Raw genomic sequence first — 19,608 nt, forward strand, 5'->3', positions numbered from 1 at the left:
CTACTCTTCATCTGTTGCCTTGCTCATGATAGAGCCGGGATGAGCACATCATAGCGTGTGTTATTCAATAAAACTAATTTATCATTTTTATAATTAGTAAAACTTTATGGAATGAATTATAGTCAATTCATCTCCACTCAAAACTGACGTCCCATGAATACAGCCGCGCTGCAAGCCTTTGTGACCGTGATGCAAATGGGTTCGGTATCCCGTGCGGCAGATAAACTTTTTCTGACCCAGCCTGCGATCAGTAAACGCTTACGCATTCTTGAAGAAGAGTTTGGTGTGGCACTGTTTACCCCTATTGGGCGCGGGATTCAACCGACTCAGGCGGCTCAAGATCTCTTACCACGTGCGAAACGTTGGTTATTGGATTATGAGGAAATCAAACACGCACTCAGTCACGCCCAAAATCAAGTCGGCGGACTACTCCGTATCGGCACAAGCCATCATATCGGCTTACACCACCTCCCAAATCCACTCAAAGCATTTGTTCAGGCCCATCCAGAAGTAGAACTTGACGTGCACTTTGTCGATTCCGAACAAGCTCATCAAGCGGTTCTTGCGGGTGAATTAGAATTGGCTTTCTTGACACTGCCCCCTATTGCCGATGAGCGACTGGAGTACCTTGAAGTCTGGGCTGATCCGTTGGTCTTTGTTGCCGCACCCTTTCATCCGCTAGCGCAGCAAAGTCTAACCCAAACCCGATTAACCCTTGCCGATCTGACCCAACATGCTGCGATTTTGCCAGCAGCAACCACCTATACCAGCCAAATTACCTTAGACGCTTTTCATCAAGCAGGGTTGAGTCTAAAAACAAGCATGAGTACAAATCCTCTGGACTCGATTCGTATGCTCGTTTCAATTGGTCTGGGTTGGTCGGTTTTACCCCGAACCCTTGTCGACGATGATTTGACGGTCTTGAGCATCGACCAAGTACAGCTCAATCGTACGCTGGGCATGGTCTGGCACCCTAAGCGCACCCTATCCAAAGCCGCAAGCATTTTAAAACACGAGTACTTCAACGCTTCGCACAATGTATGATTTTTTTGAAAGACATTACGGAAATGTTTGGATAAGATCACGCTGCGCAAAATTGGCCATTTTTTTACACGAGCCATCTTTTTATTTATTGTCCGAACACTTTAGACTTGAGATGTGATCAGGTCATGCTATAAGTAGTCGGCTGATGGTGTGATCATGATGTGCGACTCTAATCACTTTACAGACATCACGGCGCAGTAATAACGACTTATTGTCTTTTTATTCATTATATTTATACCCTTTGAGTTGAGTGGCAATGCCTGAATTTCAAATCTCCACAGCGACACTGGCAATGCGTGCTTACGCGAATGCGGCAATGAAAGGTATTCTTTTACCCCTTTTCATCTGTACGGCATTACAAGCACAAGCTGCGGATAGTGACTTTCAAGCTGCGCAAAGAGCTGCGCAATCAGGCAATCTGACGGCGCTAGATATGTATCGCCAGCAGATGCAAGACAGCGTACTTGCCCCTTATCCAGAATATTGGCAACTCAATAAAGATCTCGTCTTACAGCCCGCAGATGCGATTCGTGATTTTGCGGATCGTTATCCAAATGCGGCGATCAGTGAAAAACTACTCGGGGATTACATCGAGGCAAAAGCACGTGCCGGTGATTACGCATCCATCCGCCAAGTTGCATCCCGCCTGACCAATCCCGACAGTGATGAAAGCTGCGCAGTCGCTCAAGCCACGGCAACAGGGGGTGATGTACTCGCCTTGTCATCATTACGCAATGATGTCTGGCTAAAAACCGGTAAAATATCTGACCTTTGCTCAACCATTGCCGATCAACTGCTCAGCAGTCCTTTAATCAGTGATGATGATCGTGTGCAACGACTCCGCACAATGCTTCGAGCCGGTTTAGTCAATCGCGCACTGCCCGTAGCGAGTCGTTTAAATATTCCTTTAGATGCCAGCAAACTCGCAAGTATTGCGACATCGCCTTCGATTTACCTCGCAAGTGCACCAATTGTGACACTCCAAGATCAAATGTATTACTTTTATGCGCTGGGGCAATTGGCTACAGATAATCCAGACGCAGTGAATGATCAGCTGACACGCGATCAAAGTCGCCTCCCTCCTGCAACATTGCAATATGGCTACCGAATTCTTGCGATGGCTTATGCAACTAACATCATGAAATTTGGCTTTGATCAGCGTGTCGTCACTTGGTTTGATCGCAGCGTGGGCATGCCCTTTAGTGATGAAGAAGCCGAAGCCTACGCTCGTACCGCTATACGTTTTAGTCAATGGAATAGCCTACTGCGCGCATTAGACGCGATGGGCATCGAAAAACAAAATGAACGGATTTGGCGCTACTGGTTTGCACGCGCTACAGAACAACGCGGCGATGCGCAGGGCAAGCAAGTTTCTAAAACATTTTATACCGCACTCGCCACGGACGATGACTACTACGGACTACTCGCTCGCGATAAACTGGGGCTGGCATTCAATGAGCTTCCCCCTAGTTACCAGCCTTCTTCCGCTGACTATCGCCGTATGCAGAACGATATCCACTTCCAGCGTGCATTTGCCCTGCGTGCGATCAATGCTGATCCGCAGTACGCAAACCGAGAATGGAACTGGGCCGTTCGCCAAGCCTCGCTTAAACAAGACGATGGCATGATTTTGGCGGCGGCAGACCAAGCCAACAAAATCAGTTGGTTTGACCGCGCCATCTACGCTGCAGAACGTACATCGACACTGCACAATGACCGTCTGCGTTATCTCACCCCATTTCGCGATCTCACCGAAAAATACAGCAAGCAAATCGGACTTGATCCAGCTTGGGTATATGGCCTAATCCGTCAAGAAAGTCGTTTTGTCATTAACGCACGCTCCAATGTTGGTGCTGGCGGCCTAATGCAAGTTATGCCATCCACAGCACGCTGGGTTGCTGCACGGATTGGTGAACCTTTCCGCGCGGCACAGCTCGGCGATATGGATACTAATATTCGCTATGGGACGTTCTATTTGAACCATATTTTTGGTCAATTGGGTGGACAGGCTGTCTTGGCCACCGCAGGCTATAATGCCGGACCATTACGCGCAAAACGCTGGCAGCCGCCAAGCTCTCCGCTTGCAGCTGACCAATATACCGAGACCATTCCCTTTTTAGAAACCCGCGACTATGTAAAAAAAGTCATGACCAATGCCGTTCATTATGGTCTGATTTTCAACCAAGGACAGCAGTCCTTAAGTGCTCGAATGGGGACCATTGCCGTTCAAAATGGTCAGGAGATCGTCGGGCCCTGATATTTCAGTGATTTAAGACCCTCTGATGCAACACATGAACCGTCAATAAAACAATATTGGCGTTCGGAGATTACGGTTTAAAAACAGGGTGATGAGAAGTGTACTGTTCATCAACAAACCCTTGCTACTGTTTAACAATGACATATCTTAGAATACGCATAGAAGTTGAGACCACACAAATCGAACGGAACGCGACAAGGAGGTCTGCGAACTATGCGTGATAGGTGTAATGAGACCTGGTGCTATATGCGACAAATTATGCAGCAAGCTTTGCAAACATCTATGCATCGACACGTGCAAATACTTAGGCGAGAGGTAATGAGGTTTTTTTTGCATAACAATCCACTGTTCGTCACTCAAGGCTTAATCACAGAGCAACCGCTGCTGTCGATCGGTCAGATGATTGCGCGCATCCATAACTCATTCGACCCTTTCAAAGAAGGTATGCGGACTCACGCCTTATATCTTTTATTCATTAGCATGTTGTGTGGTTTGGTCACGATTAAAGCCTATGCTGAAGATAACAATCAAAATACACCATCAAACTTTACCCTGATCATCACCATGACCCCAGCAGCCTGTGCGCTGGATCCTGAATTACAAAAACTGCGCCAATGTCAGGATGGATTCACCCTTACGATTTCAAGCTTACAGGCCGAATGGCCCAATGGAAAACGCCTAGAGAACTGTAGCCGAGAACCGACTAACCTCTCGCCGCTGCAAGAGCGTGTGGTAGAGCGTGTGATGCCGGATAAACAATTGCGGGATGAAGACTGGCAGCGTAATGGTTCGTGTACAGGGATGACCCCCAATGTATACTTCCGTACCATCGCCACCTACGCAAAACGTTTGGTTGTACCACCAGAACTGGCGACACCGCGCGATACGGTATTGGCTAAGAGTTTTATTATCAATCGACTCCAGCAACTCAACCCTGGATTGACAGAGAAAAGTTTGCTGTTACGTTGCACGCCCTATGCAGGTCATGAACTGCCAATCCTGACGACTGTACGCTCATGCTACAACAATCAAGGTCAATACGATGCGTGCTTTGCAGCACCGAAATCAAATTGCCCTGCCAATGTTATCATCCATGGGGCGCCATAAAAGCGGCCCATGCAAATCTGCATACTTTAGTAAAGAACCTACACCTTTAAATCGTGCGATAAAAACTCACATTCCGAAACTCATGTGCCTCATCCAGATCAGGCCATGTAGAGGCGCTACGCTCGCCTTCTTTGACATACTTTGCATGGCTAAAGTTTTTGACCCGCGAATCAGCAACCCATACCTCATGCCCAAAACGCAAGAACTCATCCAAGAAGAAGCGATTACTCTGGTCATAGAGCACATCGGCGGCCAGCAATACATCAACCTGCCCTTGCAAGGCATAAAGATCATCCAGATACTCAAGTTCAACACCATTGAGTAAGGCATTCTCACGGCAAGCCGCTAAGGACACTTGATCAATGTCACAGGCGATCACCCGCGCCGCACCCGCAAGCTTCGCTGCAATCGCAACCACACCCGACCCTGCCCCAAAATCAAGGACTGTCTTACCGCGTACCCGCTCCGGCTCAGCCAGTAACCACTGCGCCATCGACAAACCCGATGCCCAACAGAAAATCCAATAAGGCGTTTCATTCCAGATCCGCCGGATGACCTCGTCATCCATTTTCTCGGTTGGCAAATTAGGCGGGATCAACCATAGCTCAAGTAAAGTCTCAGGCAACACCTGACGCGACAACCCTGCATCAGGGATGACCGCGTGCAATGCATCAAGAAGATGTTGAGGCGCTAAAGACATATAAGTTAAGCTGAAGCGAGGGCTTTTTCAGCAGCTTCTACCGTTTGACGAATCAAAGTCGTGATGGTCATCGGTCCTACACCACCGGGAACCGGCGTATACGCGCTGGCAATCTGTTCTATACCAACCAACTCGATATCCCCGACGCCGCCGCCTTCACGTGGGTGGAAACCGGCATCGACCACTACAGCGCCAGCCTTAATCCAATCTTTTTTAATCAACTCTGCTTTACCGACGGCACCGACTACGATATCGGCTTGCTTCACCAGTTCAGGTAAATTCTTGGTGCGTGAATGACAAATTGTCACCGTGGCATTGGCAGCAAGCAGCATCATCGCCATCGGTTTACCCAAGATTGCACTACGTCCAACTACAACTGCATGTTGGCCTTCGATTTGAATCTTGTTTTCAGTCAAGAGCGTCATGATGCCTTGTGGCGTTGCTGAGCCATACGCCGGCTCATCCATGCTCATACGACCAAAGCCAAGGCAGGTTACCCCATCCACATCCTTTGCCAATGCAATTGCATCAAAACAGGCGCGCTCATCGATCTGTGCAGGAACGGGGTGCTGCAATAAAATTCCGTGCACATCTGGATTGGCATTCAATTTTTCAATTTCAGCCAAAAGTTGTTCAGTCGTGGTCGATTGTGGCAACTCGACTTTAAGCGATTGCATACCAACACGTGCACAAGCATTCCCCTTCATGCGCACATAGGTTGCAGACGCACCGTCATCGCCGACCAGAATCGTTGCTAAAATTGGAGTACGGCCTGATTTTTCTTTTAATGCGGCGACACGCACCTTTAAATCCGCTTCAATTTGTCCTGCAAGCGCACGACCATCTAGCAACGTTGCCATGAAAAACTCCAATAAGCTCAAAATTTGGAACGTATAATACCGCATGCGGCTCACGATTTAATGCGATTCTGGTGCGAAGGTTGTTTTTTTGGACGATTTTAGACAAGGAGTCCCTTGTTTTTTTGAGATCTCCTGCTAATATGTGCCTCCTTGGCTGGATAGCAAAATGGTTATGCCGCGGATTGCAAATCCGCTGACGCCGGTTCGATTCCGGCTCCAGCCTCCAAAGTTTTGATTTTAGTGTTGAATGAAAATTCAACATAAAAATCGGTGGCAAAAAACCCATCTGCCCAGATGGTGAAATCGGTAGACACAAGGGATTTAAAATCCCTCGCCTTCGGGTGTGCGGGTTCAAGTCCCGCTCTGGGCACCATTTTATAGTTCAGACTCGTTCAAAGCAGTTCACAACTAGATAAAAAATAAAGACTTATTTCAAATAAGCAAATCACAGTAGTTCGCAGTAGTTCATTTTAATCCCTCTTCTATTGCGGTATGTTATACGGTATAAAGCATTTACTGCAAAACAGATACCGTAAAAAATGCCAAAACTCGTTGTACCTCTAACAGACCCCCAAATAAAAAAAGCCAAGTACGATAGCACTGGCTCTAATAAGCTACGTGACGGTGGTGGACTCTTTTTACTACTCGACAAAAATGGTAGCAAATATTGGCACATGGACTATACGCGCCCCGTGACCAAAAAAAGAAATACGCTGGCATTCGGAATATATCCTTACACCACACTAGCTAAAGCAAGAGAACTTCGTGATAGCGCACGAAAATTAATTGCTCAAGGCTTAGACCCTTCTGATCAGAAAAAGCAAGATGCAGCAGAAGCACAAATTAGTTTAAATAATAGTTTTGAAGCCATTGCTTTAGAGTGGCTTGAACGGCAGCAGATAGCAGATGTAACCAAGAATAAAGCTTTATACTTATTGAAATTCGCTTTTGCAGGCTTTGGTAAAAAGCCTATCCGAGATGTTCTACCTATTGACGTTCTAAAAGTTTGCCGTGCAGCAGAAGCCGAAGGACATTTAGAAAAAGCTCATCGCATTAAATCAAAATGTAGCCAAGTATTCAGATATGCCATAGCATCTACAATCCTAGAAACTGACCCAACTCGTGATTTACGTGGAGCATTAAAATCTGTCGAAGTCACACATCATGCCGCTATTATTGACCCGCTTCAAGTAGGTCAACTACTAAAAGCCATTGATAATTATTCAGGTCAACTCGTCACTATCGCAGCCCTAAAACTTGCCCCTCTGACCTTTGTTAGACCGGGGGAATTAAGAGCAGCTAAGTGGGCAGATATAAACCTAGAAAAAGGTTTATGGAGCTACACGCCACCTAAGACGAAAAAGCAAACCAAAGTTGAACTGATCGTACCGCTATCCACACAGGCACTTTCAATATTGAAAGATATGCATCTTCTTTCGACCAATAGTGAATATGTCTTCCCTTCCCTTTACACCAATCTAAGATGCATGTCCGAAGGTACAATTAACCAAGCCTTAAGACGCATGGGCTACGGCAAAGACGAAATGTGTGGTCATGGCTTTAGAGCAATGGCACGTACCATCCTTGAAGAAGTCTTAGAGTATCCAATAGAGATCATAGAACAACAGTTAGGGCATCAAGTCCGTGATATGCACGGCAGAGCATACAATCGAACTAGGCACTTAGATAAACGTAAGGATATGATGCAAGCATGGGCTAACTATCTCGACTCAATAAAATCTATATAATAATCAACAACGAATAGGAACCCCTAAAAATCAAACTCAAGCTAAAAATATTGATTTGCTAGTCAATCTCTATCAAATATTGATTAAATACACTGTATTTAATTGATTTATTAAGAATCAACTTGTTTGTATTATTGAAAATTTAGATTGGTAAAAATTAAATTTATTACACAATATCAATTGGTTACTATATAATAAATTTAAATTTTGAACTTTTCAGCACAAAATTATTATATAAATTAAACTCTTAATGTGCATATAGTATTGAATATCAGGTCATAAATCATCGTTAACCGCACCGCCCACCCTAACAACTCAAACGTATTTATATACAGGTATCAAAAAGGCTCATAGAAGCCCTAGATTTGATTTAAATGAATAAGGTGGTCATTCGCCACTCTTTTGTGTAGGTGGCTCTAATAGGCGTGCTGGCTCAATCTTTAACGCTTCAGCTAATCGATGAATATTCAAGATAGCAATGTTTCTATTCCCACGTTCAATATCCCCTAAGTAACTTCGAGCTAATCCACTGACTAGAGCAAGTTTTTCTTGAGATAGTGGCGGAGTCATTTGTAGTCTTAATTCTCGTACTCGATCCCCAAAAGCTTTTAATTTTGCTTTGTCTGAATCTTCCATTGTCATATCCCTGCAAATAAAAGCATGGTATGGCTACCCGTTCTTTCAGGCTACGCTGTATAAAGACACCCTTTTTATGGACACCCTATTTAATTACACCTGTTTTAAGTGACATTATTTAAATTTTAGAATATGATCCTTCTTGAAAAATAACGGTCTTTGGGAGGACATATGAATAAATTATCTAGTTTGATATTTGGTGTGGTTTTAACAGTTCTAGTTAGTGAGCATGCAGTGGCAGATCAAGCTCCCCCACCCGCTGCTCCACTTGAGCAAGGTGCTGGGGTAACAGAGAGTATGAAAAAACAGAAGAAGTTTTTAGCCTCTATGGTAGAGATGGTTCGCTCATACGGATATCGCTGCGATTCAATTAGTGGTGTTGTGCCATTTGCATTTAGTAAGGGCTATAACTTGTGGTGCAATCATTCCGACTATCATTATGAAATAGCGGATAAGGGCGGTGAATGGGTTGTGACGATTGATTAAAAGGATTTGATAATGAATCTACGATTAGCACTCCCCTTCGCTTGCTTGGTATCGATGACCGCATGTTCTGACCGTAATGAGAGCACTCAAACAACAAGCAATGACAATACATCTAATAGCTATGCTTCTGCTGTAAATACAGTGGCTGCACCAAAAGAACCAACGTTATCGCAGCTTGTTACACCAAATGATGTGTGCAAGCTATTTGCTACATTGAGCATGCCTACGCCCCAAGGTTGGGTGGATGATACCAGTGGTAGTGATACATCATTTGGGTGTATTGGAGATCCTATCTTTATAGGAGATCAAGCCGAAGGTGCAAGCAATCCTAACTCAGTTGAGTCTGCTGCTGTTGGAAGTGCAGTTGATGTGAAAGGTATAATGGTTGCCATGTGGATTCGTAATCGTGATGAATCTGACCAAGCTGTAAAGGTGTTCTTAAATAAGAGCACTGCTGTATTGAAGAGCACTGTGAAAGTTAATCATTTACCTAAAAAGATTGTTCAAGCGATACAAGATAATAGCAATATTAGTGCCGAGATACATGGTATCAATATCCAAGTTAAGTATGAGGAATGGACAAGTGGTCGAGGATATACTACTTATTTTATTATCGGGCAAGACCCTAATAATTAAACTAATGCACTGTTTAAGTTATGCTCCTTAGACTAGGAGCATTTTTAATGCAAATTAGTCTGTTTTATTTTTACCATTCACCTTTCTAAAATTTAAACATTCATTTCAAACATGACTCACATCACCTAATTGCAAATGCTATACGCACTATGGTTTTGAGATGCTCAGAGTTCTCCCCTAATGTATCTTTAAGATCTTCGGCTATTCTTAGAAGCTTATCTCGCTGTGTATTCAAAAGCCCACTATAACCACCGTATATCAAATGGAATCTAAAAAGGTTGCATATAGTAAATGTTTCAGAACCTTTCTTAGTTTTTGGGCATAATAAGTACTTCCCACCCCCCAAATCCTGAACATCTATATGATCCAAATAAACATCAAAAATTGGATGCACGATCTTATATCTGGCAGACGAACGAGGCAGTCTTGTGAATGAACGACTAACAGGTACCAACACATCAGTTTGATGTTTGAACTGATTGCATTCCTTACAAGATGCAGCTAAGTTTTTAGGCTCAAGCAAAAATCTTGAATAGCCTTCTTTATATAGAATATGTTCTATATCCCAGATAGCATGATGGTTAGATGCGTAATAATGATAACAGTAGCAGCACCTATTGGATTGAACTCTGATATAATGATCTTTGATTTTTGATTTTAAAGCAACGAACTCTGTATCTGTACATGCCCATCCCTTCCCTTGGTTTATATGATCACTTATATATTGATTTTCTTGATGAGAGAATGTCACATGAGCAATCACAATGGCACCTCCTTTACTGCCATGAAATTACCCATCTGTTTAATTAGAACCGCCGCCGTATCACTAGCATCAAGATTATCAACAAGTTTAAATAGCATCCGAATTTTTTCTTTTTCTTCTTCTTCAAAACTAACGAATTTATCATCTATAATCATAGCAATATAATTCATTGCCAGTCGAATTAAATATTCATTATTATAGCCTGGATAACCAAAAACCTCTGCAAGTTGGACATCTGCCGAACATTTATAAGAATCAGCTCTATGCAAAATGTCCGTCTCCAAGTCCAAAATAAAACCATTATCATTACGCAACCCAGAGACTATTTGAGGGGAATGTGTCGCAATTATGAAATGACATCCCTTATAATGACTGAAGTACTTTTGCAATACATACATAAAGTCCAATTGCCATTCAGGATGAAAGCTAATTTCAGGCTCATCAATACAAACTAAAGCATTATTCTCAAGAAAAACTGCCAAGGTTAAGAATATGCCAAGGAAAGAAATTTGCCCAGAACTTAAATCTGCTAGACCGATTCTGCTTTTAGTTTTTTTTTCATAAAATGATATTTTAGAAATACGTAAAACATTAATCTCGACCAGATAGATAAATAAATCTTTTGTTGAGCGAAGAAAGCTACTAAATCCATGACGAGATTCAATATTTACTGAAAAATTCTTATCCCTTGTCAAAAAAAATTCAATAAATTCAACCCTGATATTTCTGGGAACATCCTTCAATTTCGCTGGTTCATAGAAGAAGGAGGAGGAGCTATCTATCTCCTCTGATGTTTTAGATCCATAAATTTCATCAAAATATTGATCAAAAACTACTGAATTAATATTATAGGACACATTAAAATTTTCTGTTAACCCCAAGTGAGACAATATTCCCGATATAGCTTTGAAATTATATCTTACAAAATAATCCTCCAAAGCAATATAGTCAAAAATACGTTCTAAATGCAAGAAATCAGTTTTGAATAGAGGATTTCTTGTTGATAAAGGTCGCTTAGCTCGATCTATTTTATTTCTTGGACTATAAAACAAATAGCTTGTATTAATATCTGAAACTCTTGGAAACTTATCATTAGCTCCAGTAGAAATAGCAATTATCTTAGACGGTGGATAATATTGATAACGATCGGCACTTTTCTTGAAATCAGTAATAACAGATGCAAGCAACCGACTCTTCCCAGATGAATTTTTCCCTACTAATAGTGTAAAAATATTATCATCATTACTAACATATTTAGATAACTCAAGAATCTTAAAGTCCCCTCTATTTTTTACATCCTTATTAACAATCTGAAACCTCATATCCCCTTTTACTCCCTAAATTTATTTAACTTTTGCTTGACCCTATTGATAGCTCACAATTAAATATTTATTTTTATATATAAATCATAATACTTAGACTATTTAAACATAAAAACAGTCTTATCTGCATGCCACACAATACTCACTTAGATCAATTACCACCAAACATCATTAATCTTTGGAAACAGGAAAACAATCTGCATAACCCTTATAAAGCTTATGAATTCTTTCCATCATTTGCGGGACTCCTGTCAAAATAATAAACATTTGAGCTACCATTGCCAGCATACCATTAGAGTTTTTTAATACTTGTTCCAATAGACCGAGTGGATATCCTTCGGAGTGCCTATTTCTAGCATGAAGCCCCGCATGTATAAATGAGCTACTTGGCTTCCAAGAGTAATGTTTAATTTCAAGCAACTTTTCTAAAAGATGCTGTGGTGCTTTCCCCTCAATTTGCTTGAGCATGTCACCTAGCATCGGCAATTTATTCGCCTTATTTTCCGATTCTATTGTCAATTCATTTGAAATGATTTCTATTGATGCATCCAAAGCAGCATAAAGACACCATATACTTCTAACCAAAGATTCATATTGAAGCCTTATTAAGCAAATTGCAGAAGTGAAGCAGTCAGATGTTAATAGAACTGTAAAGCTAATAGCATGTTCTAACGAAATCTCACACATAACTCTGCTCGTTACAATCCTTTTAGACTGATCAAAAGTGCTCAACGACAACAAATCTATGATCTCATTTTGGAAATGAACAGATTTATTTAGCAAATTTTCAAATTCTAATGTAGTAATACTCATCAATCGTTTTTCAAAGGACTTTAAAAGGATAATAATTCAATCCTAACGAGATAGGCAATAGTCTATTCTTTTCTCATTCAGAATCCTGAATTAGCGCCCTTCTCACTCTTTTTTGGAACTAACCAAACAAAGACAACTTAGTAAGGGAAGTCATGTATTTCAAAAAAATTGGATATTACTATAATAGTTTTGATAGCTATCTCTTTACAGAGCTAGTTATTTCAAGACTTCCTATATTACAAACATGACATCGACATCTAAAGCCTTTACACATATTTCAAATAGAGACCAATAATTAAAAGTGCAATTGCTGCAATATAAGATAGATGTCTAATTTTCTTTGAATCTTGGTCCTCCAACTCCTGAAAGCTATTAAAAATAGCATCTGCTGTCTTATCATATAGTTCTGAGTTTTTAAATAGTGTTCCAATGTAACCAATTAAAATCGATAAATAGATAATGGCAGACCCAATTTTAGAATGACTTGATTCATCTATAAAACCAATGAAGAGTATTGACAATAAAAAAACATCTAAGTAAGTAAATTTAATTAGTTTATATGAAAAATACTTCATTTTATTAAATCCTCAAAACAACTTAAGATTAAATTAGCTCTTTACCCAAAGATAAAGAGCCAAGGGATATCAAAAACATGGTGTTGCATTTGTGATAACACCCACTCTGTTTGGTAAGGCATCATCAGGGTTGCAATTTGCCCCACCCATAAGAATAAATGACTCCATCGCCCCCATCACGCCATAGTCACCGCCCAGAACACCACTATCTTGAATCCAGCCGCCAAATACATCATCTACAGCCTTCTCATATTGTCCCTGTTGAAGACTAGTTGCTGCATTGTTCAAATTCCTAAGCGCAGAATCAAGCGTTCCTCCTATTTTGTCATCAATATCTGGGTCGTATGTTTCTATCAATTGATGAACTTGATTTCCTATGTAGTTGCCAACTCCATAAGCCCCAGCAACACGCACACCGACAAATGTTGCAGTTTCAACTAAGGCTCCGCCTACAGAAAGACTACCTACAGGAGCAGTACGGTATTCAAGATAGATTTCTGGAATTGTCATATCAATTGTCGGGCTTGCTAATGTATGCACACCACCAGTTTGAGGAACGCTCAACCTTTTTGCATTGACCTCAAAATAAGAGCGGACTTCAGGGCTGGCTTGTGCCGATACTGCAACTGAAACAGGCAAATAGCCAAAGGCTTTTTCAAGACGCAATAGACGTTTTCCATCTAATTTTTTTGCAAACGAATCAAGTGTATTTGCATGCTTACCATTCAATGCATTGGTATATGCTGTTGCTAAATCCTTTAGCTCACGATCAGATAAGTTATCAAATAACTTTCGCAAATGTGCTGGAGTTGCGTTTCCAATATTTTCATCAATCACTGCCGTAAAATTATTATGGATGGTTGTATGCAGTTGATCATATGACTGAAACTTATACGGAAGAATATTCGCACTAAATGCAGAGTTTTTGGGAATTTGAGTAATTGATTCAGCATGCCCATACGTAGATGAAAAAATTAGCGCGGGAATAATTGCAGCAACATATTTAAGTTTTAGCATTTAGTTTTCCACCTATAGTGACTAATGAATTGATGTATTAAAAACCATCGAAGCAAGTATTATTTAAAAATATATTTAATTGTTATGAAATTTAAATATATATTTATTAATTTTATTAAATAGTAACTAAATGATAAAAATAATTTAATTTTTCTTGATTTTTTAAGCGCAAATACTTGATAAAACTACACATGGAGATAATGTGTAGATTATTAATTTTTGATGTATATTTAATTTTTATCTAGACTCCACAGCTCTATATGAAAATAATATAGACCAAATGAAAAAATATATTTCAACAAATAGAGGCGTCCCAACAAAATTTATTTGATCATGATATTGGCTTTTATTAAATATAAATGCTGATTTTTCCAAAATTAATATGTACAAATTTTTATAAAAATTAGAGCCATATCAAGTCTTAATCTGACTTAAACTGGTAGTTTCAATGTGAAGAAAGCCTAAATCGTGCAAGTATCTCGTCTACTGGCTAAACCCATCACAATAGACAGAACAACCCATCTACGATTATTCCAAAATATCCTAAGCCGCATCTCGAACACGCATGATGGTTTGACGTGTGGTCTTAAATTCCCTAGCCACACTGGAAACATTCTCTCCATTCGCTAGTTTAGCCTTTACTTGCTGCTTTTGTTCACAGGTAAGGGCACTAGGTCGCCCTAATGTCTTTCCTTCTGATTTAGCGCGTTGTAGCCCAGCTTGAGTACGCTCAATCAATAAATCACGTTCGAACTCAGCCACAGCCACAATAACTGACATTGTCATTTTGCCACTAGCGCTTGTTAGATCAACCCCACCAAGTGCAAGACAAACGACCTTTACACCTGAGCGCTCTAGTTGTTCAACAGTGGCTCGTACGTCCATTGCATTACGTCCAAGTCGATCAAGCTTAGTCACGACTAAAACATCATCATGCTCTAATCGATCTACCAGTTTTCTGAATTGTGGACGTTCACTTGCAGCGACTGAACCACTGATACTCTCTGAAATGATGCGAGTGGAAGCAATAGTAAATCCTGCTTGTTTTATCTCTAAGATTTGATTGTCAGTGGTCTGATCAGCAGTTGATACTCGAACATATGCAAAAATGCGTGACATTGTTATTCTACACTGTACTAAAAGGATGTACTTATTATAAGTAGTGTACGTAATTATGTAAAGCTATATTTTGGACACCCAAAAACAAAATGTCCGTAAACGTTCGTTTTAGTACATCATCAAATCAACGCATAAGAGGGAGATTTAGATAGACTTACCTAATGATTATTTTAAGATTTAAAGGTATATTCTTATAAATTAATTATATTTTAGAGATCTCATAGTATGTCTAAAGATGAAAAGGAAGCACCTAAAGCAAAAGCTTATGGCAAAACTACCTATATAATTTTAATAACAATTTTTCTTTTACCAGTGCTCTTTTGGGGAATGGCATATGAGTTTTCATATTTTTATGTTTTAGGGATAGATGTATCAAACGTATTCACAGGTCTATTTACTCCTTTTTACTACCTTTACACACCACTGTCTTATATTTTAACTTTATTAATAGGCATGGTGGTAGTTACCAATATCAGTAAATTCTTTTCAAAGAATATTCAAAGAGATGAGTGGAAAAATGCAGTCGAGCAGTTAGAACAATTAGATATAAATGCATCTATTTTACAAGCTAAAACCGCCTCCACAATATGCTTTATTTATTGGGTATACGTCTTATTGGCTCTCCATTTTGGGTGGAGTACTCGAGTTGGTACGGTATTTCTTACAATGATTTTTTATTGTATTGGTTTCTTCATTGCTGGATTTTATAAATCCAACATTCACGGAAGAGTTCCTTTGATTCTAGCATTTATCATATCAGTAGGATTTTGCTTTTCTGCGGGAGGAATAGCTATAGCATCAATGGATAAAAAAAACCTAGGGATTATTAGAAGTGACATGGTGGTGATAGTCAAATCTGATGGCAAAAGCTATACAGCAAATGCCAATCAAATTACACCAGAAATTAGAGCGATAATTAAAGCACTCAGCCCGATCAAACTACCCTAAAACTTCAATGTATTGAGTTCTACAAATTCATGGATGATTCGTACATCTCTTCGAGAAATCTTATATCTCTGATCCAGTTTACTACACCCGAAACTCCGCTCTTTAAAGCTTAAATTGACTTTCTGATTCATCTTGGCTTGGTACGTGAAACGTTTAATAGCATCAACATACTCAGCATCATCTGTTAAATCATGAAATTTTCCTAGATTATTATGACGAGGCTTAATAGCTGCACTGACCACCCCATCAAGTTGACTCAGTCGCCTCTGTAACACTCGCCAATGCGTGAATGGATTGAACTCGTCTCGACTAAAGATAATCATGATGTGGATGTGGTAGGTATCTTTCTTTGAATGCTCTATTGTCCAATGGTATGAATAAGAGTCGGCTATCAAAACGGTTTTTAACGACTTAACATCAAAGTTTGATGGCTGAATAATTTCATCCATGACAAAGGGAGGTTCGAGTATTAAAGTTGCTTCATAAACGCAAGGGCGGGAAATTGTGTCTCTCGCTTGAGTGAGCAGTCCTATAATATTATCAAGTTGATTGGTATCGTATTTATAATTCTCCTTGGCATTGCCTTTGTTTAATTTAAAACCTAAATACATTGGATTGTTACCGATCAGGTACGGCGAAGTCATCATTTCTCCTTATGAATTGATTAAATTTTTGGGACAAAATTGAGTTTTAAAGCATGCGAAATGTGTTAAGTTAAGATTTGGCACGAAGAAATTAGTATGTAAAAACGCATCTATAAATGCTCTGCATACTACCGATTTTCTCTATCGCAAATTCAGACATAAATATATGTTTTATATACTTATATAAAATTTAAACTCGCAACTTTTTGGCAAACTTACGCCCTAATACCGATAATATTCAGGCGTAAAAATTCCATAAATCAGATAGAGATTTGAAAAGTAACTGCTTACTGATTTTATGTTTGGGACATTGGGACAACATAAAAATGTCATCCCATTGATGAAACAATTAAAGATTAACCCTCCCCTTCTTCATCCCAAGCTTTAGGAGTCAGCACATACATTCTGGTTGGATTATTATGATCAGGAATCCTTATCTTTCTGGTTGCAACTCTCTCATTCTCAGGCTTTAACCAACCACGCTTGATCAACACCCTTTCAACAAGTTTAGGATCTAATCCTTTACAAACTTCATTTCTAAATGAATTCGGAAAGATACTATAAGTTGTTTCATAATCTTGATCAGAATGTGGAACTGGGAAAGTTGACTGAATACCCTCTTTAAGCTCTGTGCTATAGAAGCCTACTCGGTTATAAGTAGACTTAGTAGAGTCGCTTGTCATACTCTGAAAACGACTAGAACCATGAACTTGAATAAAAGACAGGACTTGTCGCAATATCTCTGTTTCTTCAAAGCTATTGTCACGACCAAAGCCATCTAACCAATCCTGAAAACAACGTGCAGTTGCCTGCATTGCTTCACCAAATTGCCAGCCTGTTATATTCGCTTCCCCTGCCATTTCGCCACCCGCAGCAACCACGGCAAAACGACGAGCAACACGCATAACTTGCCCATTTGATCCACTAGGGACATGTTCTTCCATAAACCGCCTTATAAGCTCATGAGCACGCCGTGTAGCCCCATTTAGATCTGAAGTGAGATATTTAAGCCATGCTTTCCCAGCAAGCCCGTAGTAACTTGCAGCGGCGACTTTCAAGTTATCAGCAAAAGTACTCGGACTTTCCGTACCGTGTAGTTGTTCAAAAATACCTAAACCAGCTCCAGCATCAGCGGGAATATCAGCTAAACGAATTTCCTGTCCTGCTTTAATAGCTTGCCGTCCTTGGCTCATTATCGATGCTAAAGACTCTTCGCCATTTGATAACACTAGTAAACGCCATGCGCTAACAGCTTTTGCTGAACCCTGTTTGGTTGCTCTGGTCTTTCCTTGACCATTCATCAACATATAAACCGCGTCCCCAATTGAACGCTGATCACATTGTTTAATCTCATCAAGGATAAGTAAGCCATCATTATGAGTAACAGCCAATCCTTCTAATCCATTATCTGTTGCTCGCCACTGGCGGCGGTATTTCTCTGGATTGCCCCAGACACTGGATGCAAGATCAAGAGCGACACTTTTGCCGATAGAACTAGACCCGCGTAAATGAAATCCACCATTACTCTCACTCACTAAATTCAATAACGATCCAGCAAATGACACCGATAAAGAAAAGATCAAACGACTATTGCCTTGAGATGGCTTAGATACATGCTCTATCCACTTATCTAAAGTTCCAGATTCAGCAAAAGCACAAACTACTCCTAGGGAACTCTGGAAAATAATTTCCTCCTCCCCACCAATCACACAATCAGGCAGTACAAATGCGCCGTCACACCACCCAATACGATCAACGCACAAAATATGCTGATCTGTAGGGTAGCCTTGCAAGTAGTTGACAAATTTATTAAGATCGGAGGGTCTTTGACTAATATGTAAGCCTTTACTCAATAGCTCACGACTAATTGCTGCGGTCGTGCCTGCCAATAGCTCAGTGGGCATTACCCAACGATGAATTGACCCTTGGGTGTCATGCCATTGCAGAATACGCCCCCAATTGTTTCCATCTTTACTACATGTTGTTGCAATGATTTGGACAGGAGAAGATAGCCACACAGTTTGTTTGCCATAAGTTGCATAGACTCCTTGATTTTCCCCATCAAGATGTAACTCATACGCTATCCCATTAATTGTAAAAGGACAAAATCGCTCTAGCTTCATTAGCTCAGAAAGAGTAATTTGATTAGAAATATCTGTTGCTGTCGTTGAAATCGTCATGTCTGTCAAATTACCGCCCTCCACTCATTGAAACTTGCCCAACGACTTGTTGATCAATCCATTGGTAAACTTCATCGTTTTTCCATGCAACCATATTCGCACCTAACGAATAAGGGGCTGGAAACTTCCCTTTTGCGACCAAATCGTAAAGCTTGGTTTTTCCAAATGGCAATAATGGCAAAATGTCTCTTAATCGACTCATTCCCCCTTTTGCTAGTTGCTTTACCTCTCCGTTTTGTGTATGATTCATACGATTATGCATAAATTGTTCTCCTTAGAGTAATTTTGGTTGAGTCCCTACAATCACCCGCATAGTGAAAATAGGGATATAAAACGCAAAAAAAAGCCAATGCCTATCAATAGGTGGTCTATTGAAGGGAATTGGTTATATTTGCGGTAGTTTTAGTTAAGTATCAAAATACAGAAAGTGTATCCAAATTCATGCATCACAATAATGTGACTTGATCTTGATTTACGCCCCCATACAGTAAATATTCAACTAAGTCTAGCATTATATCATATTTTTATAAAAATTTGAATCATTTTCTTACCATGACTAATGCCTGTCTACAACAACAAAAGAATATTTAGTTGTTTTTCAAAAACTTAATACATTGTCTCTACGAAACTTTATCTAAAAAAGATAAAACGGGCATCGTGTACTATCTAAAGTTACAAAATGGAGAACAGTAGCCTTGACCTCGCCTATATGTGCAGGTTCAATTCCTTCTTTAGAATTTTGAGGCTCTTTTT

The 19,608-nt window shown here is 40.2% G+C and carries 19 protein-coding genes and 2 tRNA genes; 9 read left to right on the forward strand and 12 right to left on the reverse strand.

The window, feature by feature from the left end; genetic code table 11:
* The first annotated feature begins 153 nt into the window (after positions 1-153).
* The 3 genes from HYN46_RS10645 (at position 154) to HYN46_RS10655 (ending at position 4,408) form a co-directional block, all read left to right on the forward strand.
* The gene (locus HYN46_RS10645; RefSeq protein WP_114899367.1) at positions 154-1,044 is read left to right on the forward strand and encodes a LysR family transcriptional regulator; all 891 of its coding nucleotides are present in this window, start codon (positions 154-156) and stop codon (positions 1,042-1,044) included.
* Positions 1,045-1,300: 256 nt separating this feature from the next.
* Positions 1,301-3,301 (forward strand): lytic transglycosylase domain-containing protein, encoded by a 2,001-nt coding sequence (locus tag HYN46_RS10650; protein ID WP_114899368.1) that lies wholly within the window; start codon positions 1,301-1,303, stop codon positions 3,299-3,301.
* Positions 3,302-3,631: 330 nt separating this feature from the next.
* Positions 3,632-4,408, forward strand: coding sequence for a T2 family ribonuclease (locus HYN46_RS10655; RefSeq protein ID WP_162818159.1), 777 nt, complete (start codon positions 3,632-3,634; stop codon positions 4,406-4,408).
* A 46-nt stretch (positions 4,409-4,454) separates the two neighbouring features.
* On the opposite strand, the gene HYN46_RS10660 is transcribed toward HYN46_RS10655, so the two are convergent.
* Together HYN46_RS10660 and folD are read right to left on the reverse strand one after the other, a co-directional pair.
* Positions 4,455-5,108, reverse strand: a complete 654-nt coding sequence (locus HYN46_RS10660; protein ID WP_114899370.1) for a class I SAM-dependent methyltransferase — start codon at positions 5,106-5,108, stop codon at positions 4,455-4,457.
* A gap of 5 nt (positions 5,109-5,113) precedes the next feature.
* Positions 5,114-5,968 (reverse strand): bifunctional methylenetetrahydrofolate dehydrogenase/methenyltetrahydrofolate cyclohydrolase FolD, encoded by an 855-nt coding sequence (gene folD / locus HYN46_RS10665; RefSeq protein ID WP_114899371.1) that lies wholly within the window; start codon positions 5,966-5,968, stop codon positions 5,114-5,116.
* Between the two features lie 152 nt (positions 5,969-6,120).
* Between folD and HYN46_RS10670 the strand changes: the two genes are divergently transcribed.
* From HYN46_RS10670 to HYN46_RS10680, 3 genes are all read left to right on the forward strand, one after another.
* Positions 6,121-6,194 (forward strand) — tRNA-Cys (locus tag HYN46_RS10670).
* 62 nt (positions 6,195-6,256) lie between these two features.
* Positions 6,257-6,341, forward strand: a tRNA-Leu gene (locus HYN46_RS10675).
* A gap of 166 nt (positions 6,342-6,507) precedes the next feature.
* Positions 6,508-7,716: a tyrosine-type recombinase/integrase gene (locus HYN46_RS10680; protein ID WP_114899372.1), complete on the forward strand. Its 1,209-nt coding sequence runs from the start codon at positions 6,508-6,510 to the stop codon at positions 7,714-7,716.
* Positions 7,717-8,103: 387 nt separating this feature from the next.
* Here the strand turns inward: HYN46_RS10680 and HYN46_RS10685 are convergent, their stop codons facing one another.
* The gene (locus HYN46_RS10685) at positions 8,104-8,352 is read right to left on the reverse strand and encodes a helix-turn-helix domain-containing protein (RefSeq protein WP_114899373.1); all 249 of its coding nucleotides are present in this window, start codon (positions 8,350-8,352) and stop codon (positions 8,104-8,106) included.
* Positions 8,353-8,523: 171 nt separating this feature from the next.
* On the opposite strand from HYN46_RS10685, the gene HYN46_RS10690 reads away from it, so the two are divergent.
* Positions 8,524-8,838 carry a hypothetical protein gene (locus HYN46_RS10690; RefSeq protein ID WP_114899374.1) on the forward strand — a complete coding sequence of 105 codons (315 nt, stop codon included), beginning with the start codon at positions 8,524-8,526 and terminating at the stop codon, positions 8,836-8,838.
* A gap of 12 nt (positions 8,839-8,850) precedes the next feature.
* Positions 8,851-9,474, forward strand: coding sequence for a hypothetical protein (locus tag HYN46_RS10695; RefSeq protein ID WP_114899375.1), 624 nt, complete (start codon positions 8,851-8,853; stop codon positions 9,472-9,474).
* A gap of 121 nt (positions 9,475-9,595) precedes the next feature.
* On the opposite strand, the gene HYN46_RS10700 is transcribed toward HYN46_RS10695, so the two are convergent.
* From HYN46_RS10700 to HYN46_RS10725, 6 genes are all read right to left on the reverse strand, one after another.
* The gene (locus HYN46_RS10700; protein ID WP_114899376.1) at positions 9,596-10,237 is read right to left on the reverse strand and encodes a hypothetical protein; all 642 of its coding nucleotides are present in this window, start codon (positions 10,235-10,237) and stop codon (positions 9,596-9,598) included.
* Complete coding sequence (locus HYN46_RS10705; RefSeq protein WP_114899377.1) at positions 10,234-11,559, reverse strand: ATP-binding protein; 1,326 nt, start codon at positions 11,557-11,559, stop codon at positions 10,234-10,236. The genes HYN46_RS10700 and HYN46_RS10705 overlap by 4 nt, the downstream gene beginning before the upstream one ends.
* Positions 11,560-11,730: 171 nt before the next feature.
* On the reverse strand, positions 11,731-12,372 hold the full coding sequence (locus tag HYN46_RS10710) for a DUF6988 family protein (protein WP_210009133.1): 642 nt from the start codon (positions 12,370-12,372) through the stop codon (positions 11,731-11,733).
* 266 nt (positions 12,373-12,638) lie between these two features.
* Positions 12,639-12,947 (reverse strand): hypothetical protein, encoded by a 309-nt coding sequence (locus HYN46_RS10715; protein ID WP_114899378.1) that lies wholly within the window; start codon positions 12,945-12,947, stop codon positions 12,639-12,641.
* A gap of 69 nt (positions 12,948-13,016) precedes the next feature.
* Positions 13,017-13,964, reverse strand: coding sequence for a hypothetical protein (locus HYN46_RS10720; RefSeq protein ID WP_114899379.1), 948 nt, complete (start codon positions 13,962-13,964; stop codon positions 13,017-13,019).
* Positions 13,965-14,507: 543 nt separating this feature from the next.
* Complete coding sequence (locus HYN46_RS10725; RefSeq protein ID WP_114899380.1) at positions 14,508-15,083, reverse strand: recombinase family protein; 576 nt, start codon at positions 15,081-15,083, stop codon at positions 14,508-14,510.
* A gap of 225 nt (positions 15,084-15,308) precedes the next feature.
* Here HYN46_RS10725 and HYN46_RS10730 point away from each other — a divergent pair, with 225 nt between their 5' ends.
* A complete protein-coding gene (locus HYN46_RS10730; protein WP_114899381.1) occupies positions 15,309-16,031 on the forward strand; it encodes a hypothetical protein in 723 nt (240 codons plus the stop codon).
* On the opposite strand, the gene HYN46_RS10735 is transcribed toward HYN46_RS10730, so the two are convergent.
* The 3 genes from HYN46_RS10735 to HYN46_RS10745 all read right to left on the reverse strand — a co-directional run bounded on the left by HYN46_RS10735 (position 16,028) and on the right by HYN46_RS10745 (position 19,117).
* A complete protein-coding gene (locus HYN46_RS10735; protein ID WP_114899382.1) occupies positions 16,028-16,678 on the reverse strand; it encodes a YagK/YfjJ domain-containing protein in 651 nt (216 codons plus the stop codon). The two genes, HYN46_RS10730 and HYN46_RS10735, sit on opposite strands and share 4 nt — an antisense overlap.
* Before the next feature lie 353 nt (positions 16,679-17,031).
* Positions 17,032-18,855, reverse strand: coding sequence for a DUF927 domain-containing protein (locus HYN46_RS10740; RefSeq protein WP_114899383.1), 1,824 nt, complete (start codon positions 18,853-18,855; stop codon positions 17,032-17,034).
* 10 nt (positions 18,856-18,865) lie between these two features.
* Positions 18,866-19,117, reverse strand: a complete 252-nt coding sequence (locus HYN46_RS10745; protein ID WP_228254798.1) for a helix-turn-helix transcriptional regulator — start codon at positions 19,115-19,117, stop codon at positions 18,866-18,868.
* Between the last annotated feature and the right edge of the window lie 491 nt (positions 19,118-19,608).

This window comes from Aquirhabdus parva (genome assembly GCF_003351745.1).
Classification (GTDB): Bacteria; Pseudomonadota; Gammaproteobacteria; order Pseudomonadales; family Moraxellaceae; genus Aquirhabdus; species Aquirhabdus parva.